Here is a 23,908-nt window from a genome sequence, read left to right as displayed (position 1 = left end):
TTCAAAAACATCGAATGTAAGTTTATTAGAACTACAAAAGTAGAGAACCAAACTTCTACATAAAAGCATCAAAACCGAAAGACACAAACCATAAGTCTTTCGGTTTTTGGTGAAAAAGAGCGAACTCTCTATCGGCATTGATAAAAGCTTTGAAAGTTCAAGATGCAACTTTTAAAGATTTTAGATAAAGCTAAAAAAGATGCAAGATAAACTTCAAAAGACAAGAGGTAGACTTAGAAAAGGTAAAAGATAAACTTCTAAACAGTAAAAAATAGACTTCGAAACGATACAGGAAGCACCTCCAAAACGTGTGAAACAAAGTTTAAGATTATAGTTCCACGTGAAACAAAAAGCCTTAAAACACCTTTAAACAAAGGAGTTACCGAAAATGAATAAAGAAGAAAACGAGAAACGATTGGCGTATCTTAAAGGGATTGTTAGCAATCTACCAAGTAAGCCTGGCACTTATCAATACTATGATAAGGAAGGGATTATTATATACGTAGGGAAAGCTAAAAACTTAAAGAATAGAGTGTCGTCCTATTTCCATAAAGAGACCGATAGATTTAAGACCAAAGTGCTCGTTTCGAAAATTCACAACATAACTTACACGGTTGTAAATTCGGAGGAAGATGCTTTATTGATAGAAAATCAACTCATCAAACAGTATCAACCACGCTACAACGTTCTACTGAAAGATGGCAAAACCTATCCCAGCATCTGCGTAACCAAGGAGTATTTCCCTCGTGTGTTCAACACTCGCAACATTAACAAGCGTTACGGAACATTCTACGGTCCATATTCCAACGTTAAGAGTATGCACGCTATTCTCGACATCATCAAGAAAGTGTACAAGCCACGTACTTGTAGATTTCCCATAACACAAGAGGGAATAGAACAAAAGAAGTACAAAGCGTGCTTGGAATATCATCTTGGAAATTGCGGAGCACCGTGTATCGGAAAGCAAACGTTCGACGATTATCAGCAAAATATGGCGCAAGCACGCCAAATACTTAAAGGTAATACACGTGAAGTGCAGCGTATTTTAAAGGAAAAGATGGAGGCAGCGGCAGCAGAATTACGATTTGAAGAGGCAGAAATGCACAAACAACGCTACATTGCATTAGAGGGTTTTGCTGCCAAAAGTGAAATTGTAAGCCACTCCATCTCAGATGTTGACGTGTTCAGCATTGTAAACGATGACAGCAAAAAGAATGCTTTTATCAGTTATATCCACGTTACAAATGGCGCAATCAATCAAAGTTTCACCTTTGAATACAAACGCAAATTGGCGGAAACAGATGCAGAATTGCTCAATGAAGCTATACCAGAGATACGTGAAAGATTTCAAAGTGAGGCGAAAGAGATTATCGTTCCGTTTGAATTAGACTTCAAAATAAAGAATGCAGAGTTCTTTATTCCACAGCGAGGGGACAAGAAACACCTCTTAGAACTCTCTGAAATGAATGCTAAACAGCATAAATTCGACCGTCTAAAACAAGCAGAGAAACTCAATCCTGAGCAGAAACAGACACGATTGATGAAGGAATTGCAAGACAAACTTAAACTCCCAAAGCTGCCTTATCACATTGAATGTTTCGACAACTCGAACATTTCGGGTACAGATGCCGTAGCAGGATGTGTGGTTTATAAAGCTATGAGGCCTTCGAAAAAAGATTATAGAAAATACAACATCAAGACTGTTGTCGGTCCAGACGATTATGCGTCAATGCAAGAAGTAGTTCGACGACGTTACAGCCGTATGATAGAAGCCGAAGAACCCCTACCCGACCTCATCATTACCGATGGTGGTAAAGGGCAAATGGAGGTGGTACGTGCCGTTGTAGAGGACGAATTGAGGTTGCAAATCCCCATCGCAGGACTTGCTAAGGACAATCGCCACCGCACCAACGAGCTACTTTACGGTTTTCCGCCTCAAACTATTGGCGTTCCAACCAACTCTGAGCTGTTCAAAATATTGACCCAAATACAAGACGAGGTGCATCGTTTTGCCATAACATTCCATAGGGAGAAACGATCTAAACATCAGTTACATAGCGAGTTAGACGATATTAAAGGTATCGGAACAATAAGTAAAGAACAGCTTATGAAGCACTTTAAGAGTGTAAGAAAGATAAAAGCAGCTGATATACAGTCGCTTACAGCGGTGCTTGGAACAGCCAAAGCCACCTTATTATACAATTATTTCCACCCAACAGACCAAAATTTGAATAAAAAATAGTATATTTGCGGTATGAGAATAGTAGTCCAACGCGTGCGAAACGCATCAGTAGCCATTGACAACAAAGTAAAGTCGACCATCAATCAAGGCTTATTAATCCTCTTAGGCATCGGCAATGACGACACCGAAGAAGATGCCCAATGGCTTATAAAGAAGGTTGTAGGCCTCCGCGTATTTGATGATGAGGAGGGTGTAATGAACCGAAACGTGACAGATATCAATGGCGAAATCCTCGTTGTATCACAGTTCACCCTTATGGCAAGCTACAAGAAAGGCAACCGACCCAGTTATATACACGCTGCAAAGCCCGAAATCTCTATTCCGCTCTACAACTTCTTCTGCCGTGAGCTAAGCACAGCATTGGGCAAACCTGTAGGCGAAGGCGAGTTTGGGGCTGATATGAAGGTAGAATTGCTCAACGATGGTCCTGTAACCATCTGTATGGATACCAAGAACAAGGAATAAAATCAACCCTAAAACAGCAAAACAAGGAGCGTAAAGATGTCAATAGACGAATTACAACAGCGAGTAGACAGTTGGATAAAAACATACGGTGTGCGCTATTTTAGCGAACTCACAAATATGGCTTGTCTAACCGAAGAGGTTGGCGAATTAGCACGTGTAATGTCGAGAGCCTACGGAGACCAAAGCTTCAAGCAAGGTGAGATACCCAATATAGGCGAAGAGATAGCCGATGTGTTATGGGTACTCACCTGCATAGCCAACCAAACGGGGGTAAACCTTGAAGAAGAGTTGGAAAAGAGCTTTGCGAAAAAGACCCAACGCGATAAAGAAAGGCATCGCAACAACCCTAAGCTGACAACGTAGAAGGAGTTTCTTTGAGAAGTTAAAGGAGTTATGGGGAGTTAGAAGAAGTTAAAGCTAATACCTCCATTTGCGGTAGCGTAGGGGCTCGATTTATTGAGTTCTACTTCTCAGGAGTTAGAGGAGTTAAGGAGAGTTACCACTCGTTAGACTCACTTGGAGTTAAAGCCAACACTTCCATTTGCTGCGGTGTAGGACTCGATTTATTCGCAAGTTCATCAATATGTATCGGGTTTCGTTGATGCAAAGACGGATGCTTGGAACGTGATAAATCACGCCCCTACATTTTAAAAGCAGCAAACAACAATAAAAAAATAAAGATATACACCAAATATGAACAAAGAAACAATAAAGAAAAATCTAATTTGGGCAGCTAAATTGGCTATCGGCTTTGTGCTATTCCTTATCTTAGGAAGTATTGCCGAAAGTCCTTTATGTATTGTTCAAGAAGCCACAAGCAACCAAACAGTAGCTTCTTGCATCATATTTTTCACCTGTATTCCGCTCTCTATGCTCTTATTTTGGCTCTACCAAGTATGGGTACGGAAAGTGGAAAAACGCACGACAGACGAGCTTAAATGGGTTAATATGCCTTCTAAAACATTAAGAGGCATCAGCTTAGGACTGACTTACTTCGTTTCGGTGGTTGTCATTATGGTTATTTTGGGACAATACAAGGTGCAGTCGGTTCAGTTCAATCCGCTTTCTCAATTGAGTATGATAGCCTTCTATCTCACGGTAGCAGCGTGCGAGGAAATAACTTTCCGCGGCTTTCTTTTCCGAATGATAGACGAGCGATTTGGCTTTTGGGCAGCAACTCTCATCTCTGCCCTACTCTTTGGCTATGTTCACATCACAAACGACAACGCAACGTGGTGGTCAACTACCGCCATCGTTCTCGAAATAGGCTTCTTTTTCGGTGCATATTATAAACTTACAGGCAGCCTTTGGGCACCTATCGGTGTGCATTGGATATGGAATTACACCCAAGGCAACATCTTCGGATTTGCCGTATCGGGCAATCGAGTAGGCGAAAGCATCATCACCCCAATATTAGGAGACAATTCTTACATTACAGGAGGCGAATTTGGCGCAGAAGCCTCACTCATTGCAGCCTTTTTAGGTATGTGCATTACCGCTTATACCATCAAGAAATTGTACGATAAAGGGCTCGTAAACACGCAAAAAACATTAGAATAACGCTTTATAAATACAAACAACTATGGAACAAAACGAAAACAAAATCAACAGCGTCAGCAAGTATGACGAAATGCTAAAGCAGTACAATCTCGACATCACAGACGAGGAAGTAAAGGCAGCAGTTAAGAAAATTATCGAAGAAAAGGTGGCTGAAAACGACACATTAGAGGTGAAAAAGTTCCTCTTAGGTAGTGTCGAACTTACCTCACTTCGCACCGAAGACACCGAAGAAGGCATCCTTGCAATGGTAGAAAAGGTAAACCAGTTTGCTAAAGAGTACCCTACCCTCCCTCACGTTGCAGCCGTATGCGCTTATCCTTGCTTCACAAAGCTCATCGCTGAAAGCCTTGAAGTAGACGGGGTAGACATTACCAATGTTACAGGCAATTTCCCATCTTCACAAACTTTCCTTGAAGTAAAAACCATCGAAACTTCTTTGGCTATCAAAGATGGTGCAACACAGATCGACATCGTTATCCCAGTAGGCAAAGTTCTCTCTGGCGACTATGAAGATGTGTACGACCAAGTAAGCGAATTGAAGCAAACTTGTGGTGAAATCCCAATGAAGGTAATCCTCGAAACAGGTAATCTCAAGAACCCACGCAACATTAAGATTGCAGCTCTTCTATCTATGTTTGCTGGTGCTGAATACATCAAGACCAGCACAGGTAAAGAGAAGGTTAGCGCAACTCCAGAGTCGGTTTACGTAATGTGCCAAGCTATCAAGGAGTTCTACGATAAAACAGGTATTCAGGTTGGTTTGAAGCCAGCTGGAGGCATCAACACCGTGATGGACGCCGTTATCTTCTACACCATCTACAAAGAAGTTTTGGGCGAAAAGTGGCTCGATAACTACTGGTTCCGTTTGGGTACAAGTCGTCTCACAAATCTCCTCTTGAGCGAAATTGAAGGCAAAGAAATCAAGTTCTTCTAATCACTTTTAAAACTATATCTAAAGGACAACTGAGCTCACCCTTGGTTGTCCTTTTTTTGTTTCTTGTTAGTATTCCGCTTGCCTATCCGTTAGCTTTCTCTAAAAGCAAGAAGCCCTCTCCCTACCCTACTTGCCTATCTCTATACATATCGCTGTTTAAAATATTGCTAAAAGAAAGCTCTTTTTGAAACAGACTTTAATGTGCACAAGGAGCCCCTACGTTACCCCACAAGCATTTGTACTTAACTCCCTTTAACTCCTCTAACTTCTTGATAAAAGGAACGAATTTTTAAGTTAATCGAGATATGTATAAAGAGTAGCCCTAATTGCACCTTTCCCTTTCTTTCCTTCCATTATTCTGTTTTACCACTTTTACGGCCTGAAGTGTTAAAACCATTCTCCATATTTTGCGCATTTACAACCAAAAAGAACTTCGGACAGAAATATGCGGTTTATTCGTGTGCAGTTGTATCTCATTAATACACTTCACGTTACACATAAACAAAAGAATGTGTGCAAAAACAACGCATCACAGTTGGGTAAATATAGAACGACTGAAAGACAGAAAAGAACAAAAAACATAGCAATTGTTATGTTTTCGGAAGGTATAAGTTCATCTATGAAGGGCTGTAAGTTCAACTTTGAGGGTGCAAAACATATATGTTTCACCTTTCCAAAGTTCAACTTTGGCAACCACAAAATGGATATTAGGTGATTTAAAACTAAAAATGCGAAATAAGAAACAATCCTATTTCGCATTTTAAAGTGTTAAAATCTATCCGCCATTAAATTATTGTTGATAACGGCAAAATCTTATTTTATTAGTTCTTTCGCTGTATCACAAAATCAAGATAAGCTTGCAATGCAGCAGCTATCTGTGGGTCGGTTACGTGCTCCGAAATGAAGCCAACCGCCTCCGTATGAAACTCTTCCATCTTGTGTTCGGCATACTCTATACCGCCATTCTCCTTGGTAAATGCCACCAACTTAGCAATTTCTTCAGCCGACACTTCGCCCTCTTTCACCTTCATTGCCAATGCCAACATTTCCTTATCTTGAGTAGTGTTCAGCGCATAAATAACAGGCAAAGTGAGCTTACCTTCAGCCATATCGTTGCCCGTTGGTTTTCCTATTTCTTTAGAGTCGTAATAATCGAATATATCGTCACGTATCTGGAATATAATACCTATGTTCTGTCCAAACATTCGTGCAGCTTCCACCGCCTCTTCGCTTGCATTTCCAGCCTTTGCACCTATCACTGCACAAGCCTCGAACAAGGCTGCTGTCTTCTGCTTAATCACCTGATAATAAACCTCTTCTGATATTTCTTGGTTCGAAATATTAGTGAGCTGAAGTATTTCACCATTCGATAGCGTGCGTCCAAGCTCTGCAAGGTCGCGCACAATTGCTTCCGACTTTGTCAAAGCCACATTGAGCAATGCCGTTGACAGTATATAGTCGCCCACCAACACAGCCACCTTGTTATTATAAGTTGCGTTCACCGATGCTTGCCCACGGCGTTCACCACTCTCGTCCACCACATCATCGTGTACAAGACTGGCAGTATGGAGGAGTTCTAAGCCTATTGCCGCATTCTGCGCCACAAACGTTACCTCGCCAAAATTCTTGGCTATCAGCAACATAAGCATAGGTCGCATACGCTTTCCTCCCCTATTCCGAATGTGTTCCAACACCTGTGCAAGCAGTCCTTCCTTATGGGTAAGCGACTGATTGAACAAGCGCACAAATTCATCAAGTTCTTCTCTTATGGGTAGTTTTATAATCGATAGATAATCCATACCAAAATAATTTTGTTACAAAAATACTGAATATAATCCGTATATGTGGCATTTTTTTAGTAATTTTACCCTAAAAAAATATATAAAGCATGGATAAACTGATACTGATCGATGCATTTGCACTCATCTTTCGCTCCTATTACGCATTCATAAAGAACCCTCGAGTTAACTCTAAGGGGCAAAATACATCCGCCATATTGGGTTTTTGCAACACGCTCAACGAAGTTTTAACCAAGGAAAAGCCCACCCATATTGCCGTTGCGTTCGACCACGGGCTCACCTTCCGTCACGATGCGTTCCCACAATATAAGGCACAACGTGACGAAACACCAGAGGATATTTCGTCAGCTGTACCTTATATCAAAGAGATACTTCGGGCTATGCGCATCCCTATTTTACAAGTAGACGGCTTTGAGGCAGACGACATCATCGGTACCATTGCCCTACGAGCTGGGAGCGATGGAATCGAGACTTTTATGCTTACACCCGACAAAGATTACGGACAGCTTGTGCGCCACAACGTGTTTATGTATCGCCCTCGTCACGGAGGTGGATACGAAATAATTGGTGAAGGCGAGATACAAGAAAAATATGGTATCCCCTCTCCCGAACAGGTGATAGACCTCCTTGCCTTAATGGGCGACTCGGCAGACAACTTCCCCGGTTGCCCGGGAGTTGGCGAAAAAACAGCAGCAAAACTTATCAATCAGTTTGGCTCGGTCGAAAACCTACTTGCCAACACCGACCAACTGAAGGGCAAACAGCGTCAGAGAGTGGAAGAAGCCGTAGACGATATAAAGATGTCGAAGTTCTTAGCCACTATCCGAACCGATGTTCCAATCTCTATCAGTTGGGACGAGATGAAAGTGGAACAGCCCGATGAGGAACAACTCACCCATCTCTTCACCGAATTAGAGTTTCGCACACTGCTCAATAAGTTTGTTAACAAAAACAAACAAACCACAAAAAGCGATAATTCACAGCTCGATTTATTCGCCATAAATCAAGCCGAAGACACAGAAGTTCAAAAAACAAGCCTTAATTCTTGCCTTAAAACAGTAGAACACGAGTATAAACTCATTGAAAATGAGGAAGAAGCAAAGCTAATTTGTGACTTTTTCTTAACAAAACCATTTATCAGTTTAGACACAGAAACCACTTCCACAGATGCTATTGATGCAGAATTGGTAGGTTTGAGCTTTTCCGTAGAGGAACACAAGGCTTTTTATGTGCCTATTCCCGATAATCGTGAGGAAGCTCAAAAATGGATAGAAATATTCCGACCTGTCTACGAAAATGAGGAAATCCTTAAAATAGGACAAAACATAAAGTACGACTATGAGGTGTTGCATCGCTATGGTATAAAGCTGAAAGGAAAACTTTTCGACACAATGCTTGCCCATTACCTCATTCAACCCGAACTTCATCACAATATGGACTTTATGGCTGAATCGCTATTACAGTACACTACCATTCATATTGACGAACTCATAGGCGCAAAAGGTAAACACCAAAAAAGTATGCGTGACCTCGCTCCTGCCGAAATATACGAGTATGCGTGCGAAGATGCCGACATTACACTCCAGCTCAAAAATGTTTTAGAACCCAAACTTAAAGCCGTAGAGGCTGAAGACCTATTTTGGAACATCGAAATGCCACTTGTGTGTGTGCTTGCCGATATGGAACTCCACGGCATACGCCTTGATACAGAGGCATTAGAGGAAACTTCACGCATCTTTACCGAACGTATGAACCAATACGAACGTGAGATATACGAACTTGCAGGCGAACAATTCAACATATCAAGTCCGAAACAGGTGGGCGAAATACTCTTCGGAAAGCTCCAAATAATGGAGAAACCCAAGAAAACAAAGACAGGTCAGTATGTTACAAGCGAAGAAGTGTTGCTCAGTCTGCAAGCCAAAAGCCCTATTGTACAGAAAATTCTCGATTATCGAGGCATAAAGAAGCTGCTCAGTACTTATATTGACGCACTTCCAAAGTTGATAAAAAAGCATACAGGACACATACACACGTCTTTCAATCAAGCACTTACAGCAACAGGACGCTTGTCTTCAAGCGACCCAAACCTTCAGAATATCCCCGTGCGCACTGATGATGGCAAGGAAATTCGCAAGTGCTTTATCCCTGAAGAGGGTTGCCTTTTCTTCTCAGCCGATTATAGTCAGATAGAGCTTCGCATTATGGCACACCTTTCTGAGGACGAAAATATGATGGAAGCCTTTCGCAGTGGACAGGATATTCACCGTGCTACGGCTGCCAAAATATGGCACGAAGAGATAGAAAATGTCAATGATGCGCAGCGTAAAAAGGCAAAACAAGCCAATTTCGGCATCATTTACGGCATCACTACCTACGGTCTTGCCCAACGAATGGACATACCTAACAGCGAAGCTAAAGAGCTGATAGAAGGCTATTTCCGCACCTTCCCAAAGGTACAAGCCTATATGGAGTGGGCAAAACAGACGGCACGAGAGAAAGGATATGCAGAGACCATCTTCCATCGTCGCCGTTATCTTACCGATATTAACAGCAAAAACGGCACTGTACGTGGCTTTGCAGAGCGCAACGCTATAAATGCACCTATCCAAGGTTCAGAAGCCGACATCATAAAGGTTGCAATGATACATATTCACAAGCGTTTTGAAGAAGAGAATATTCTGTCTAAGATGATTCTCCAAGTACACGACGAACTCAACTTCTCCGTGTATCCTGATGAAAAAGAGCAAGTGGAACGCATCGTAATAGAAGAAATGCAAAACGCCTACACCCTCCGTGTGCCTCTCGTGGCTGATGCTGGGTGGGGTAAAAACTGGTTGGAAGCGCATTAAATTAATACAAAAGAAACTTAGAAAAGAGTGAATAGCCCCCGTTGCTATCCACTCTTTTTGTGTTTTCCCTCATAAAAGTGTAAGTTATACCTCAACTTCCCCTCATAAAAATGTAAATTGTAAACAAATATTCCCTCATAAAAGTGTAAACAATCCGTTAACATATTGATTTTCAATATATTACTAATTACAAAAGAACTATTGAAGAAATGTAAGTATGTTATACCACAAAAAAGATACAAACAGTGCCTTATTAAGGGTGTAAAAAGAAGAAAAATGCCACTATAAAGAAGCGCTTATATTATAGAATTTATTGTTCTATTCTTCCGCTCACCATCTATTCAAGGCAAGACATCAATCTTTGGAAAGCAAAACATATATGTTTGACAAGGTCAAAGTTGAACTTTGAGAGGGTAAAACATATATGTTTGAGGAGGCAAAACATATATGTTTTATAACGCAGATATAAGTATCTGATAATCAATTTATTAAAAGAGTATTATTCAGATATTTAACGATAAGACAGATTGGTCTATTTTTCCTTTCACAAACTTTAAGCTATAAATGAAAAAGGATTTAAACTTTATTCCCTCTTCCCTTTTCCTAAAACAAACGAAAAATAGCGATATACGCAGCCTGCAATGAGCGAAGCAAACAAATAAACACATAAGAAGGCAAATACTACGTTGCAATAGGTTGAAGAATAATTCATACCCATTTTACCCAATCCCCACGATACACACAAAGGCACACCGCCTGAAAAGAAATAATAAACAAGGCTACGCCTACCCGTCCATTCCAACCAATATACTTCGCCCATTGCCTTGCTAATTTGCACCAAACAGAGTATCGAAACAAGCACATCAGCCCAAAAGACATACCAATTGCCCACTCGGATGGGTTCTATCAAGAAGGTTATACCTGCACTATGCTCATACACCTTGAGCAGAACTAAAAGGAAAAGCAAAAACACAGTGTATAATGGACGTGAAAAACGATAAAAATGGTGTTCGTATCGATGGTAAAGGTAGCCCAAATAGAGCAGCGGAACAGCCAAAAATGCATTTTCGATATGCCAGTAACATAGGATTTCACGAGTAGACAGCACATAGCAACCCACAAAACACAACGCTGCGCTCATGGCAAGCAGAATATTTCGTCCCTTACTTGCCCACAACATCAACGCAAAAATAGCTTCAGCAACAGCCAAAGCGGCTACAAACCACGAAGCATCGCCTGTAAGAATAGAAAGCAATGTAGAAGATATATCGTAACTATGCGCAAATGATTTGGGCAGAGCTATCACCATAGTGAAAACAAAATAGGGAAGCAATATGCTCCGAGCAATAGAACGCAACTTATGTATTATCGAAAAATCGGTATTCGACTTATAAAAAAGATAACCTGAAAGAAAAAAGAATATCACCAAGGCATTGACCACATAAAAACTATAATCAATGATGTTGCTGCCCGTGTAGTAGATTTCGGTATGGTCGAGCAATATTGCTATCATACACAAGCCACGAAGCAAGTCTACCCAGTGTTTACGTATATTTCTTTCTACTTCCACCTCACATTTTTTATACGTTTCTGAATATTCATAGAAGGTAAACACAACAGCAGGTAATGGCGATTGTGCAACCTTACTACACCATACTTTCCTTTCTCAATAGGGTATTCGCACGAAGGATAAGAGAAGAGTTTGTCTTTAAAACTCATCTCATTGGTGCGCTCTTTCTTTAATTCCAACCATACGGACGAGGGCAACACAGCATTAGGAAGTTGCACTGCCATCAGTTCAGCATTCTCGCTCTTAACGGGCTTTATTGGCTTAATAGGGTTTACAATACCAAGGGCAGAGCGGAGCGAAGCAGGTAGAAAACAGAGTTCAGGCTTATGGAAAAGCATTGCAGCACTGCGCACATACTCGTTCTTAGTGTCCCAACCCTGTGCCAATTCGAAACGTCCGAAACGCACCGACTCTCTCACATAATTGGTAAAGATATAGCCCATAAACACATTCTTAGGTTTGGCTATCTGTCGCACCCATACCGTGGTATTCTTAGGTTTGCGGCATTGCTCCAGCATATCTTCATAATTGTTGTGGTTCTCTACCGACAGGACAAGGGTCGGAACTAAGAAAAACAGCATAACACCACACATAGCCGTCACTGCAACAGCTTTGCGACGCACCTTAAGACGAAGAACAAGATTAAAAAGTAGCAGTGAGGCTATCCATTCGGAATAGTAAAGCGTACGCGACTCGGGAAATCCGCTTAGCATAGCAATACCAAAAGCACCTGTGAAAGCCACCAATAAGAACCATTGTGAACGTATCCACGACTTGAAAAACGTACGATGGCGCACAAAAAGATAAGCCAACGTAAGCGGAAGCACATAGACAAGATGACCTTTCTGAAGCAACGAGAGTGCAGCCAATAGGCGTTGTTTGAGGAAACCCTCTGCACCTATCTGCCCTATGCCTGCCCTATCGATGGTTAAAGGCGGATAAATGCAAAGGGCTGTACCCAATAGGAAGAGGGCAATATAAACCGTGTGAGAGCCTTTAAATGCGGCTGTGCGATGCACAAAGAGGTAAACCACAAAAGCTAAGGCAAGGGGTAAAGCGATGCCTTCGTGCGACCAACCTGCAAGAAAAGCCAAGGCTGCCGTAAGAAAAGAAAAGCCCTTATTGTCTGAACGTTCAAACCGATAAAGGAAAGTTATCACTACCAATGATACCCAAAGGTAGTTGATACCTGCACAAAAGAATAAGTAAGCACCCGCAAACCCTGGGAGGAAAACAAACAAAGCCAACACTACAAGTACCACGTGCCATAGTGTTGGCTTTGTTTTAGCCACATAGCGTGCCATCATTCGTACAAAAGCATAGCACACAACACCTTGTACCACATTGTACAATCCCTTACCTAAGAAGCCTGCAAAGAGCTGCAGAAGGGTGTGTATCCATACACGTCCGTTCACCACCTGATAATGGTTAAGCTGCGATGTGATAAGGTCTGAAACGCTTTCTAAGGGCAGTTTGGGGGCAGTTTCGTCAAGTTGCCAAATGCAATGGTAAAGTATATCGTCCGAAAGCGTAATGGGTGTAAGATAGTTGAGCAATACAAACACTGCACTAACAATGATGCAAAACAGTTTTCCGTTGCCTTCTATGGTTTTCATTTCTTCGGTGGGGTAATGATTATAATTCGTTGATATTGATGCCTTCGGCCTCATCTATCAAGTAGACAGGACGCCCCTTTGTTTCGTTGAAAATGCGCCCAAGATAGATGCCAATAATGCCCAAGGAGAGCAGTTGTACACCACCAAGGAAGAGAATGACAATAATAAGCGTAGGGAAACCTTGCACGGGTTCGCCTACAAGAATGGTCTTTACAAATACGTAAAGCATATATGCCAAAGCCAAGAGGGCGCACGTTACGCCCAAAAAGGTGGAAAGATGGAGGGGAAAAGTAGTAGACGATGCCAACCCATCTATGGCAAGACTAAAGAGCTTGAAGAAGCTCCAAGCCGATGTGCCTGCTACCCTGTCCTGCTGATTGAACACGATTTCTTTCTTCTTAAATCCTATCCAACAATACATTCCCTTGGTATAACGTTGGCTTTCACGCAGTTTTCGCAAGGCAAGAATACATTTCTTGTCTAACAAACGGAAGTCGCCCACGTTCTGCAACACATCGTAGCGTGTGGTCTTGTCTAATATTTTATAGTACAATAACGATAAACGGCGACGTAAGAAGCTCTCTTTGCCCCTATTGCTTCGCTTTGCATACACGTCTTGATAGCCTTCTTCCCAGTAGCGCAACATATCGGGCACTACTGAAGGAGGGTGCTGAAGGTCGGCATCCATTATCACCACACAGTCGCCACTTGCATAGTCGAACCCTGCTAACATAGCCCGTTCTTTGCCAAAATTGCGCGACAGACTGATGAAACAAGCCCTATCATCTGCCTCACGAATAGCCTTGAGGCAGTTTAAGGTGTTGTCCTTGCTGCCATCGTCTACAAACAGCCATTCCCAACGATAGGTGGTATGGGTGTCTGCCAACTGCTTCAACTGGTCGTAAAGCAATGGTAGGCTCTGTGCTTCGTTATAGCAAGGAATAAGAATGGTTACTTTCTTCATCGTCTATCGTCTATAAGGGGTGAATGTTAGTTTACAATTGCTATCTTACACACTGTTTCGTTGCTCCCCTGTTGGTCGGCTGCTTGTACAATATAGACACCTGATGCTACACGATTGCCGTTCATATCGTTGCCGTCCCATACAAAGGTGCCACCATTGCTTGTGCCTTGTGCCACAAGAACACCATTGGTTGTAACAATCTTTACATCAGAGTTGGTGTACAATCCTACCACGGCTATAGGACCACGATATTCAGGGCGCACAGGGTTAGGATAAGCGTATGTGGTTTCGCTGCTTGGACTTTCCATAGGAGTAGTTGCATCGCTAATATACGAGCACAAGCCCTTGTCTGTACCAAAGAATACCTCTCCCGTAGCATTGTTTATGGCTATGCTCTCAATAACATTGGAAAGCAATGGGCTGTTTTCGGCTGTGAAGTGCTGCACTTGGGTCATATTGTCTTCACTGATGAGATATACACCCGTAGAAGCTGTCCCAAACCACTTTCGCCCTGCATCATCTATTGCCATAGAAGTGATGTCTATACCTGCCAAAAGATAGTCAGCCAAATTTGTACCATCGTTGCGTGGCACTTTCACTTGTTCAAATACAGCCTGTTCAGGATTGCTTATTTGGTCGGCTTTGAGCAACAATGGCCCTACGTTTGTACCTACCCAAATGTTTTTATACATATCTTCCACTGCACAACTTACCGCTGCTACGCCTACCGGTATTCCGTCTTGATTGATAAAACGAGTGTAGGAATTGAGCGCATCGGTAGAGGGCTGATAGCAGAAAATTCCAGGTTTGATGTATGTATGATTGGTAAACCAAAGGAGACCACGGCTGTCGAACATTGCGTTACGCATTACCCGAAGACTTGTACCTTGTTCCATCAGGTCGGGTTTGTGGTGCGATACCATCTTTCCATCGGGTTTTAGCTCAAGCAAAGAGGTTTCCTTAGTTTGGCAATTCAGAACCCATAGCGAGCCTGCCTTGTCGAAAGCCAAACCATTGATTACCACATAGTCTTTGCCCAACTCTTTTCCACGATCTATAGCACCACGCAAAGGGGTGTTGTGCTTGTTGTAATTGGTTTTGAAGCGTCCGTTCATAAACTCGTATAGTCCTGAGCGTCCGCCTACAAATACGTGTTCTGGGGTTTTAGGGTCTACGGCAAGGCAGTTCATATCTATGTATTTGTAACCCGTTTTATCCTTTAAGTCGTCTTCATAGATGCTCCATTCGCCATTGTTATTTAGCACTTGCACCGCTCCGATGTGGTTTAAACCTACGCTACCACTCTCGAATGCACCTCCTGTAGAGTAGAGGCGGTTGTTGAGATAACGCATAAAGAAGAAGCGGTTGTACTTAGGTCCGCCTGGGAGAAGTGTGTTTGCTTTCGCCATAAGTTCGGCATTGGGATACTTGCTGTTAGGGCGATACTCTCCCACCCTTTGCCAATTGTTTTTGTCTAATAGATTGTCGGTGAGCGTTGCTTTGTACAGTCCTGCGCTTTCGCTCGAAGCATAGATGCTGTTGCCTTCAATAAAGGTGTGATTGACATTAAAGCCCAACTTGTAAGTATCGCTAACTTCGGCCTTTACGCAGTTTATCTTTAAGACGCCAAAGCCTGTACTAATGTAACAATATCCATTGTACATATAGAGGTCGTTGATGGTCTTCATATCGGTCATCAACTTGTTCTTATAGCTCGAAAGATTGGTTATTTCGCCTTTTTCGCTAAGCAAATCAATGTTGAAGTCGGCATACACAATAACCAATAGCTTGGCTGTGTTGTTCCACGCAATGAAGTCTATATCCGCACTGTTCAGTCCACGTGTCTTGTCGTATGTCTGAATACTGTTATCAGCTTCGTTGTAAACATACAGATTGTCGGACGCAAGAACATACAACTTCTTACCAACTTGCTCCACCCACGTGGTGTTGCTGTACGCCATATAGTTCTTCCAAGTGCCTATACCATCGGCCTTTGCCTTATTAAGCGGCAAGAGCGAGCAAGCCGAAATTAATGTGTAAAGGAATATTCTTTTAATCATAGTGCTTTGTGTCGAAATGTGTGAAATATAATAACTTATAGATATTAAACAAAAAAACATTGGGTTTATTATCTATAAGTCGGGGCTTTATTGTCTTTTTGAGTAAAATATAGGCAAAAGAGAGTAAACCCAAGAGGTGAAAACGCTGCATCTTAGCTTGGAAAGAGAGCAGATGGGAGTAACCTTGGAGTAGGTTTTTAAATTGTGAAAGGGTACGGAGCGACTCCTCGGTCTTGGCTATAAAGACATCGTTAGGTTCGAAATCGTCTAACGTTATAGGGTTATCGATGTGTTTTATCTTAATACCTTGCGCTTCAAAAGCCTTTCCTAACAGCACATCTTCGTATCCATACTGTTTGAAAGATTCATCAAACGGACAAGCAGACATAGCCGTTTTGTGGGCTAAGAAGTTGGTGGTGCGGAAGTGTTGGGTAGATGTTTGTTGGCGTTCGGCTGCATTGTGCGTAGCTTCATACCTTTGTTCGTAAACGTAACGGAGGTTGTTTTTCCATTGCTTAGGGTCACCTCCGATGCTGATTCCGCCCACTACCACCTCGCCTTCGGCTTGTACGTAGTTGTGTATAAACTGAGGATTGAGGAGCGAAAGGTCGCCATCGATAAACAAAAGCCAATCGTTTTGGGCTTGAGAGATAAGGAAATTGCGTATAGCAGACCGACCCACGTTCTTTTCTCGCAGTATATAACGCACGCCTTCAAGGGCTTTTATTGGCTCATTCTTCGTGATAAAGCTCCTATCGGGTGAAGCATCATCGGCTACAAGTATCTCGAAAGGGATGCCTTCTGCCACACATTGGCGTTGTAGCTCTGTAACTAAAGCTACACACGAACAATTGTATGTGGGCAGAAGTATTGATATTGATTTGCTCATAGCTCGTTCTTTGCAACCTATTGGACAAATTAAAAGTCTTTACAGAGCTTATCCTACGTGCGTCTTCAAGTAGTCGGCAAGCTTTTTAACAGCACGTGCACGATGCGATATTTGGTTCTTTATTCCCTCTCCAAGCTCGGCAAAGCTCTTGTCATATCCCTCTGGCACAAATATAGGGTCGTACCCAAAGCCGCCATTGCCTGAACGTTGCAGAGCGATATGTCCCTCTACCCTACCCTCAAACTGCTGTTCTTTGCCATCAATGATTAAGGAAACAATGGTACGGAAATGAGCTTTGCGATTGCTATTATCACCCAATTTGGCGAGCAACTTACGCATATTGGCGTCGCTGTCGTGGTCTGTGGTGTCGTCATAACGAGCCGAACACACCCCTGGTTCGCCTCCCAAAGCCTCAACTTCTAAACCTGTATCGTCTGCAAAACAGTTTAAATGGTAGTTATCGTAGATGTATTGTGCCTTAATCGTTGCATTTCCTTCCAACGTATCAGCGGTTTCAGGAATATCAACGTTGCACCCTATTTCTTTCAAAGATACCACTTCAAAGTCTGCACCCAAGATGTCTTTAATCTCAGAGAGCTTGTGTGCATTGTTTGTAGCAAATACTATTTTCATTTTATCCATATTCTCAGCTCCTTGGGGGTTTTACTTCTTGGCTCTTTATGCTTTATATTCTTCCACTTCACCATCGTCTCCATAGGTTTCAGACAATAGTTTTTCGGCATCTTTGGTGCTAACTTTTATCTTTTCGAAACCCTCTCCATACACACCAATAACCGATGTTTGAGACACGAAAGCTAATGGGTCGATAATCTTAACGATGCGGAAAATAGACTGACTTTCGTTACGTTTTGCCATCAAGCAAATCACCTTTACTTTTTTACCAGTGTACCAACCGTGTCCGTCAAGTATAGTAATGCCGCGGTCGCGTTCCTTCATAATGGCATCAGCTATCTCCTCGTACTTCTTTGAGAATATAAGAAACTGCACCGACTGTCTACGTAGGTTCATCACGTGGTCGAGTACTGAACACTCAACAAACATTGTACAGAGACCAAAGACCACCTTATGGAAGCGTTCTACATATCCTCCAAATTGTGGAAACAGCATACAAGTACCTATAATGCAGACGTCTACCGCCATTAAGACTTGTCCTAAAGATACATCACGATACTTGTTTATACTGGCTGCAATGATGTCGGTACCGCCCATGCTTCCGTTATTGAGGAAGATAGTTGCCATACCAGCTCCCGTAATGCAACATCCCACAATCAAAGACATAAACTCTTGGTCTTCACCCAATACCTTTATAAAGTTGCCATTTGCATCAACAGGCATCAGTTCTTGGGCAAATTTGAGCATAAACGACAACATAAAGATGGCGTAAATGGTCTTTGACATAAACTTTAAGCCCAATATTTTCAACGCAACTGCCAACAATACGATGTTGACAATCATATATGTATTCTCTATTTTAAAGCCTGTTGCGTAGTAAATAATTGCAGAGAAACCTGTCAATCCGCCTGTTACAATCTCATAAGGCATCAAGAATACAGTGAATGCAGCTGCATATAAAAAGAGTCCAAGGGTTATGAAAACATAATCCTTCACTTCACTTCTAATCAATCGTTGGTCTACTGTCATAATTTATAGATAAATAACCAAAGTAAAATAGATGCACAACCAAAATAAAATGGTGTGATGTATAAAAAACAATGGTGTGAGTTATAGAGCGAGTGCGCACCATCAATTGCCTTTTGCAACCCAATGGTACACGCTCGCTTTGGTTATATTTAATTTATTTGCAAACGATGTTTACAATCTTCTTAGGCACAACAATAACTTTCACTATTTGTTTGCCGTCTATCTGCTTTATACTTCTTTCGTCTTCCAAAGCAGCCTTTTCCATTTCTTCTTTCGTAGCATCGGCAGGGAAAGTCATTTGGAAACGAGCCTTACCATTGAACGAAATGGTGAGCTGAACCTCGCTTTCCACCAAATACTCTTCGTTGTAAGCTGGCCATTGTGCATCGCAAACGGTGCTACCCTCGCCCATCTGTTCCCACAACTCCTCTGCAATGTGTGGTGCAAATGGTGCTATGAGGATTATGATTTGCTTCAATAGTTCACGATTGTTGCACTTTTGTTGTCCTAACTCGTTCACACAAATCATAAATGCCGATATTGCAGTGTTGTAAGAGAATTGTTCTATATCGTAAGACACCTTCTTGATGAGTTTATGAACGCTCTTCAACGACTCTTTAGAAGGAGCTTCATCGGTCAATTCTTGCTGATAGAGCTTCCAGAACTTCTTTAAGAAGCGGAAACAACCATCAATACCATTGGTGTCCCAAGGCTTGCTTGCTTCCACAGGACCGAGGAACATTTCGTACAAACGCAATGTATCAGCACCATACTGCTCAACTATCACATCAGGGTTGACAACGTTAAACATCGACTTCGACATCTTTTCTACTGCCCAACCACAAACATACTTGTCGCCTTCGAGTATAAATTCGGCGTTGTTATATTCAGGTCGCCACGCCTTAAACGCATCTATATCGAGCACATCAGCGTGTACAATGTTCACATCAACATGGATTGGCGTAGTGTCGTACTGATCCTTCAGTCCTAAGCTCACAAATACAGGAGCTTTAGAGTGGTCGTCAGAGTTGACACGATATACAAAGTTGGAACGGCCTTGTATCATTCCTTGGTTCACCAACTTTTCGTATGGCTCTTCTTTACAGCTACAACCATAGTCGTAAAGGAACTTGTTCCAGAAGCGACTGTATATCAAGTGACCCGTAGCGTGCTCTGTTCCACCCACATAGAGGTCTACATTTTGCCAATACGCATCAGCTTCCTTGCCTACCAACGCTTCCTTATTGTGAGCGTCCATATAACGGAGGTAATAAGCCGAACTACCTGCAAACCCTGGCATAGTGTTCAGTTCTAATGGGAAGATGGTCTTATTGTCTACCAAAGCCTTATCAACAATCTTCTTATTGGCTTCGTCCCAAGCCCAAACCTTTGCACGTCCCAATGGTGGTTCGCCACTTTCGGTAGGTTCAAACTTATCTATTTCAGGCAATTCCAATGGTAAACACTCCTCTGGAACCATATAAGGCATACCCTCTTTGTAGTACACAGGGAATGGCTCACCCCAATAACGCTGGCGTGAGAAAATAGCATCGCGCAAGCGATAGTTCACCTTCACTCTGCCCAAGCCTTGCTCTGTAACATACTTCTTTGTAGCTGCAATGGCTTCTTTCACGGTCAATCCGTTCAGCGAGAAGCCACCTTCAGTCGGGTTCATCGGACTGTTTATCACCACACCCTCCTTTGCATCAAAGCTCTCTTCCGACACATCAGCACCCTCAATCAATGGAATGATAGGCAAACCAAAGTGTTTAGCAAAGGCATAATCACGGCTGTCGTGTGCAGGAACAGCCATTATCGCACCTGTACCATAGCCCGAAAGCACGTACTCTGAAACATAGATGGGCAAACGTTCGCCCGTAAGCGGATTAATGCCATACGAACCTGTGAACAACCCCGTAACCTTGCGGTCGCTCATACGGTCAAGCTCTGTGCGTTTCTTCACGTATGCCAAGTATTCGTCCACTTCTTGCTTCTGTTCAGCAGTAGTGAGTTGTTCTACCAATTCGCTTTCAGGAGCAAGCACCATAAAGGTTACGCCAAACATAGTATCAGCACGAGTGGTAAAGATGGTGAAGTTGTGTTCCACTTCTTTACCATCAACAGGCGTAATGCTCTTAAACTTCACTTCTGCACCTTCCGAACGACCAATCCAATTGCGTTGGGTTTCCTTCATCGAGTCCGACCAATTCACCTTGTCCAACCCATCAAGCATACGTTGTGCGTAAGCCGAAACACGCAAGCACCACTGCTTCATCTTCTTTTGAACTACAGGATAGCCACCGCGTTCGCTCACTCCGTCTACAACTTCATCATTAGCCAACACCGTCCCAAGCCCCGGACACCAGTTCACCATCGTTTCGCCTAAGTAGGCTATGCGATAGTTCATCAGCACTTCTTGCTGTTCCTTTTCGTTCATACTCATCCAGTCGCGAGCCGAAAACATTTTCTCTTCGCCCTGTGCCACATCAAGGTTGAGCGTGCCTTCTTCCTCAAAGTGACGAATAAGGTCTTCTATTGGGCGAGCCTTCTGTTGACGATTGTCGTAACACGAGTTGAACATCTTTTGGAAAGCCCATTGTGTCCAATGGTAATAATCAGGGTCGCACGTGCGCACTTCTCTGCTCCAATCGAAGCTGAAACCTATCTTGTCCAACTGCTCACGATAGCGTGCAATGTTCTTATCGGTAGTGATGGCAGGGTGCTGACCTGTCTGAATAGCATACTGTTCGGCAGGCAGTCCGTAAGCATCGTATCCCATTGGGTTCAACACATTGAAACCCTTCAATCGCTTGTATCGAGCATAGATGTCGCTGGCAATATAGCCGAGCGGATGTCCTACGTGCAAACCAGCACCTGAAGGGTAGGGGAACATATTGAGAACATAAAACTTTTCTTTCTCTTTGTTCTCAATCACCTTGTAGGTTTGTTGCTCTACCCAACGTTTTTGCCATTTCTTTTCAATGTCAATGAAGTTGTATTCCATTTCTATATTTTTTGTTTTTTATTTCATCGCATTGGTATTGTGTTATTCCGCCGATTACAACAGCCTAAAAAAACAATACACTTTTAAAAACCTTTAACCCAAATCGGTCATTAGACCAGTTTAGGTGCTTACTTTATTATTTTTGAAACTTATGAGATGTCTTTTGCCTTATTTTGGCTTTATTTTACCTACATCTGCAGTCACATAGCCCGCTATGCTCCTTTGATATATGCAAAATAAATCTCAACATAATCGCAAAATACATTCTCATTCTAACAACCGAATTGGGTTTAATCTGCAAAATTACGAAAATATTCCGTAATTAAGGCAAACCAAACCATATAATAATGTGATAATAAGCGAATTTTAATAGCAAAAGCACGCTTAATGCTTTAACATTCCGATTATTATTATTAATTTTGCCAAAAATAGAAAATAAGTCATCGTACCCAAAATTCTGAAAATAAAAAAACTTAGCATTAGCGTATGCAAAAGGAAACAAACATATTCCAAAACACTTATTATTATGGCATACAAAGCACAAGATATAGCAAACAAACTCATATATTTGGCGCAAATGGACGAACCTAATGGAGGTGATGCTATGACCAATCTTAAATTGCAAAAGCTGCTTTATTACGAACAAGGTTACCATCTTGCAGCATTTGGAACTCCGCTTTTCGACAGCAACATCGAAGCGTGTCGATAAAGGGTAAAAGCGACCGAATAACAATTAGTTTTGACCACCTTGAGGATTTTAGTTACACAGATACTCAACGAGATGGCACATTCTTCATCACAATGCTCCAACGTTTCCGCAAACTATGCACATTAGGTTGGACAGAAATAACTAAAGCACAACGACATAGTTTTGGGTTTGAAACAATACCCGTAAGTAGCCTTTCTGCAAGTGCAAAAAGCAGAATGGAGCGTTACCCCGACATTGTTAAGCTATTTGTATTCAGAGCAACGGGCGATAACCACGTCTTTTTAGGTTATAGGCTGGTTCTATAAATTACCACCGCATATAGTCATTAAATTTTTATGAAATACGTTTTGTTATCTTTTGGCTTCTTTTTGGTTCAAAATATAAGTTCGTTCAGTCGTGTAGCTCGCTACACTCCTTCACTCTCTTGTATTTTGACCTCAAAAATAAGCTCAAAATCTAACAAAGCTAATTTATAGAACCAGCCTATAGAGAATAAAAGGTGTTTAACATTATCTTCATAGAACATAGCTTTGGAGATGTGTATCAACACTAAGCAAACTATAATATCATAAAAAAATAAGTCGGATAAGAACGAGCAAACAGCTTCATTCGTTCTTATCCGACTTATTTTTTTACCTTTCTATACTTCTTACTCCACTACTACCTTGCGGGTCTTTCCTTCGGCATTCTTCACAATGTTAACGCCTTTTTGGAGCTTCTGGAGCTTCACACCATTGAGGTTATAGTAAGTTTCTTGTTGTGGGAGAGCAGTCTGAAGGGCAGCAATACCATCGGTTGACTCCCATTCTAATTGGAATTCAACATCCTCTTCTTCTACCTTAGTTGTCATACTTTTCACTTCTCCATTCGCATCTTTGTTATATGTTAATACAAAGTTATCAGACACTTCTTGTTTAACACCAGGTGCATTTTCTGCAGTTCTTGACTTTAAAGCGTGCTTGGTTAAGTTTCCATAGTAATGCCCAAATACTTGCCCGTAAGGTGTGATGCCTTCTATATCAAAATCGACAAGCCATATCATATTCATTGCAAGGATGTATGGGTTGGTTACTGAAGTATCATAGGTAAGGGTTATAATCTCATTAGGCTTAGAATTATAATATGTTTCTATCTTTGTGATGTCTCCATCTGTCCAAGTATAAACACACTCGTAAACCTCAGTGCCTACCTTTTTTACCGACTTTACCAACTCATTGTTAGCATTGTAGGTATAGGTGAGCGTAGCATCCTCGAGCGTACCCTGAACTTTAAATTTTACCGACTCAGACACAATGCGACCATTCTCTATCTTTGCTATACGTACATCGGGTGTGCCGCCATCTGTGTTGTAAGTCTGTGTTATCTTATCTGCGCTGTATTCGTAGGTGGAAGTACTTTTATCGCTTTTCACTTCTGGGTCTGTTACTTCTGTTGTCTTTACCACCTTTCCTTCGGCGTTGTATTCAAAAGTAACACCAATGCCATTAGAAGCTTTTAAGCTGAGCAACTTTTTAGTGGTTTGGGCATTAACTGCCACAGCTGCCAAAAGAACAGCCATCAATGTGAGTCCTAATTTTTTCAT

General features: G+C 42.0%; 17 protein-coding genes. 7 read left to right on the top strand and 10 right to left on the bottom strand.

Annotated features, from left to right (window positions below; translation table 11 throughout):
* Positions 1-388 precede the first annotated feature (388 nt).
* The 5 genes from uvrC (at position 389) to deoC (ending at position 5,201) form a co-directional block, all read left to right on the top strand.
* Positions 389-2,242, top strand: a complete 1,854-nt coding sequence (gene uvrC / locus CZ367_RS11455) for an excinuclease ABC subunit UvrC (RefSeq protein ID WP_077196973.1) — start codon at positions 389-391, stop codon at positions 2,240-2,242.
* Positions 2,243-2,254: 12 nt separating this feature from the next.
* Positions 2,255-2,707 carry a D-aminoacyl-tRNA deacylase gene (dtd, locus tag CZ367_RS11450; protein ID WP_077196972.1) on the top strand — a complete coding sequence of 151 codons (453 nt, stop codon included), beginning with the start codon at positions 2,255-2,257 and terminating at the stop codon, positions 2,705-2,707.
* 36 nt (positions 2,708-2,743) lie between these two features.
* Positions 2,744-3,070: a nucleotide pyrophosphohydrolase gene (locus CZ367_RS11445; RefSeq protein WP_077196971.1), complete on the top strand. Its 327-nt coding sequence runs from the start codon at positions 2,744-2,746 to the stop codon at positions 3,068-3,070.
* Positions 3,071-3,400: 330 nt separating this feature from the next.
* The gene (locus CZ367_RS11440) at positions 3,401-4,267 is read left to right on the top strand and encodes a type II CAAX endopeptidase family protein (protein ID WP_077196970.1); all 867 of its coding nucleotides are present in this window, start codon (positions 3,401-3,403) and stop codon (positions 4,265-4,267) included.
* Positions 4,268-4,289: 22 nt separating this feature from the next.
* Positions 4,290-5,201 carry a deoxyribose-phosphate aldolase gene (gene deoC / locus CZ367_RS11435; protein ID WP_077196969.1) on the top strand — a complete coding sequence of 304 codons (912 nt, stop codon included), beginning with the start codon at positions 4,290-4,292 and terminating at the stop codon, positions 5,199-5,201.
* 821 nt (positions 5,202-6,022) lie between these two features.
* On the opposite strand, the gene CZ367_RS11425 is transcribed toward deoC, so the two are convergent.
* Entirely contained in the window at positions 6,023-7,000 is a 978-nt protein-coding gene (locus CZ367_RS11425; protein WP_077196967.1) for a polyprenyl synthetase family protein, read from the bottom strand.
* 89 nt (positions 7,001-7,089) lie between these two features.
* Here CZ367_RS11425 and polA point away from each other — a divergent pair, with 89 nt between their 5' ends.
* Positions 7,090-9,852 carry a DNA polymerase I gene (gene polA, locus CZ367_RS11420; protein ID WP_077196966.1) on the top strand — a complete coding sequence of 921 codons (2,763 nt, stop codon included), beginning with the start codon at positions 7,090-7,092 and terminating at the stop codon, positions 9,850-9,852.
* A gap of 583 nt (positions 9,853-10,435) precedes the next feature.
* Here polA and CZ367_RS11415 read toward each other — a convergent pair.
* The 8 genes from CZ367_RS11415 to leuS form a co-directional block, all read right to left on the bottom strand.
* The gene (locus CZ367_RS11415) at positions 10,436-11,422 is read right to left on the bottom strand and encodes an acyltransferase family protein (RefSeq protein ID WP_077197448.1); all 987 of its coding nucleotides are present in this window, start codon (positions 11,420-11,422) and stop codon (positions 10,436-10,438) included.
* Positions 11,413-13,038: a DUF6056 family protein gene (locus tag CZ367_RS11410; RefSeq protein WP_077196965.1), complete on the bottom strand. Its 1,626-nt coding sequence runs from the start codon at positions 13,036-13,038 to the stop codon at positions 11,413-11,415. The genes CZ367_RS11415 and CZ367_RS11410 overlap by 10 nt, the downstream gene beginning before the upstream one ends.
* 19 nt (positions 13,039-13,057) lie before the next feature.
* Complete coding sequence (locus CZ367_RS11405) at positions 13,058-14,002, bottom strand: glycosyltransferase family 2 protein (RefSeq protein WP_077196964.1); 945 nt, start codon at positions 14,000-14,002, stop codon at positions 13,058-13,060.
* A 26-nt stretch (positions 14,003-14,028) separates the two neighbouring features.
* A complete protein-coding gene (gene porZ, locus CZ367_RS11400; RefSeq protein WP_077196963.1) occupies positions 14,029-16,062 on the bottom strand; it encodes a type IX secretion system anionic LPS delivery protein PorZ in 2,034 nt (677 codons plus the stop codon).
* Entirely contained in the window at positions 16,055-16,951 is an 897-nt protein-coding gene (locus CZ367_RS11395; RefSeq protein WP_077196962.1) for a glycosyltransferase family 2 protein, read from the bottom strand. Before CZ367_RS11395 ends, porZ begins: the two co-directional genes overlap by 8 nt.
* 48 nt (positions 16,952-16,999) lie before the next feature.
* Entirely contained in the window at positions 17,000-17,584 is a 585-nt protein-coding gene (locus CZ367_RS11390) for a non-canonical purine NTP diphosphatase (RefSeq protein WP_077196961.1), read from the bottom strand.
* Between the two features lie 45 nt (positions 17,585-17,629).
* Complete coding sequence (locus CZ367_RS11385) at positions 17,630-18,613, bottom strand: YitT family protein (protein WP_077196960.1); 984 nt, start codon at positions 18,611-18,613, stop codon at positions 17,630-17,632.
* A 154-nt stretch (positions 18,614-18,767) separates the two neighbouring features.
* The gene (gene leuS, locus CZ367_RS11380) at positions 18,768-21,617 is read right to left on the bottom strand and encodes a leucine--tRNA ligase (RefSeq protein WP_077196959.1); all 2,850 of its coding nucleotides are present in this window, start codon (positions 21,615-21,617) and stop codon (positions 18,768-18,770) included.
* A gap of 526 nt (positions 21,618-22,143) precedes the next feature.
* Between leuS and CZ367_RS11370 the strand changes: the two genes are divergently transcribed.
* The gene (locus CZ367_RS11370) at positions 22,144-22,326 is read left to right on the top strand and encodes a Panacea domain-containing protein (protein ID WP_077196957.1); all 183 of its coding nucleotides are present in this window, start codon (positions 22,144-22,146) and stop codon (positions 22,324-22,326) included.
* 649 nt (positions 22,327-22,975) lie between these two features.
* On the opposite strand, the gene CZ367_RS11360 is transcribed toward CZ367_RS11370, so the two are convergent.
* A complete protein-coding gene (locus CZ367_RS11360; RefSeq protein ID WP_077196955.1) occupies positions 22,976-23,908 on the bottom strand; it encodes a DUF4595 domain-containing protein in 933 nt (310 codons plus the stop codon).

This window comes from Prevotella ihumii, from assembly GCF_900155655.1.
In the GTDB taxonomy this organism is placed as follows: domain Bacteria; phylum Bacteroidota; class Bacteroidia; order Bacteroidales; family Bacteroidaceae; genus Prevotella; species Prevotella ihumii.
The sequence above is the reverse complement of the archived record's forward strand: the minus strand, read 5'-3'. Positions and strand labels throughout refer to the sequence as shown.

What these genes read in the sequence shown, in the direction of transcription:
- leuS (WP_077196959.1), bottom strand. Translation starts at nt 21,617, where the DNA reads ATGGAATACAACTTCATTGACATTGAAAAGAAATGGCAAAAACGTTGG.
- CZ367_RS11395 (WP_077196962.1), bottom strand. Translation starts at nt 16,951, where the DNA reads ATGAGCAAATCAATATCAATACTTCTGCCCACATACAATTGTTCGTGT.
- CZ367_RS11370 (WP_077196957.1), top strand. Translation starts at nt 22,144, where the DNA reads ATGGCATACAAAGCACAAGATATAGCAAACAAACTCATATATTTGGCG.
- CZ367_RS11405 (WP_077196964.1), bottom strand. Translation starts at nt 14,002, where the DNA reads ATGAAGAAAGTAACCATTCTTATTCCTTGCTATAACGAAGCACAGAGC.
- CZ367_RS11360 (WP_077196955.1), bottom strand. Translation starts at nt 23,908, where the DNA reads ATGAAAAAATTAGGACTCACATTGATGGCTGTTCTTTTGGCAGCTGTG.
- CZ367_RS11445 (WP_077196971.1), top strand. Translation starts at nt 2,744, where the DNA reads ATGTCAATAGACGAATTACAACAGCGAGTAGACAGTTGGATAAAAACA.
- CZ367_RS11440 (WP_077196970.1), top strand. Translation starts at nt 3,401, where the DNA reads ATGAACAAAGAAACAATAAAGAAAAATCTAATTTGGGCAGCTAAATTG.
- CZ367_RS11385 (WP_077196960.1), bottom strand. Translation starts at nt 18,613, where the DNA reads ATGACAGTAGACCAACGATTGATTAGAAGTGAAGTGAAGGATTATGTT.
- dtd (WP_077196972.1), top strand. Translation starts at nt 2,255, where the DNA reads ATGAGAATAGTAGTCCAACGCGTGCGAAACGCATCAGTAGCCATTGAC.
- deoC (WP_077196969.1), top strand. Translation starts at nt 4,290, where the DNA reads ATGGAACAAAACGAAAACAAAATCAACAGCGTCAGCAAGTATGACGAA.
- polA (WP_077196966.1), top strand. Translation starts at nt 7,090, where the DNA reads ATGGATAAACTGATACTGATCGATGCATTTGCACTCATCTTTCGCTCC.
- porZ (WP_077196963.1), bottom strand. Translation starts at nt 16,062, where the DNA reads ATGATTAAAAGAATATTCCTTTACACATTAATTTCGGCTTGCTCGCTC.
- uvrC (WP_077196973.1), top strand. Translation starts at nt 389, where the DNA reads ATGAATAAAGAAGAAAACGAGAAACGATTGGCGTATCTTAAAGGGATT.
- CZ367_RS11410 (WP_077196965.1), bottom strand. Translation starts at nt 13,038, where the DNA reads ATGAAAACCATAGAAGGCAACGGAAAACTGTTTTGCATCATTGTTAGT.
- CZ367_RS11425 (WP_077196967.1), bottom strand. Translation starts at nt 7,000, where the DNA reads ATGGATTATCTATCGATTATAAAACTACCCATAAGAGAAGAACTTGAT.
- CZ367_RS11390 (WP_077196961.1), bottom strand. Translation starts at nt 17,584, where the DNA reads ATGAAAATAGTATTTGCTACAAACAATGCACACAAGCTCTCTGAGATT.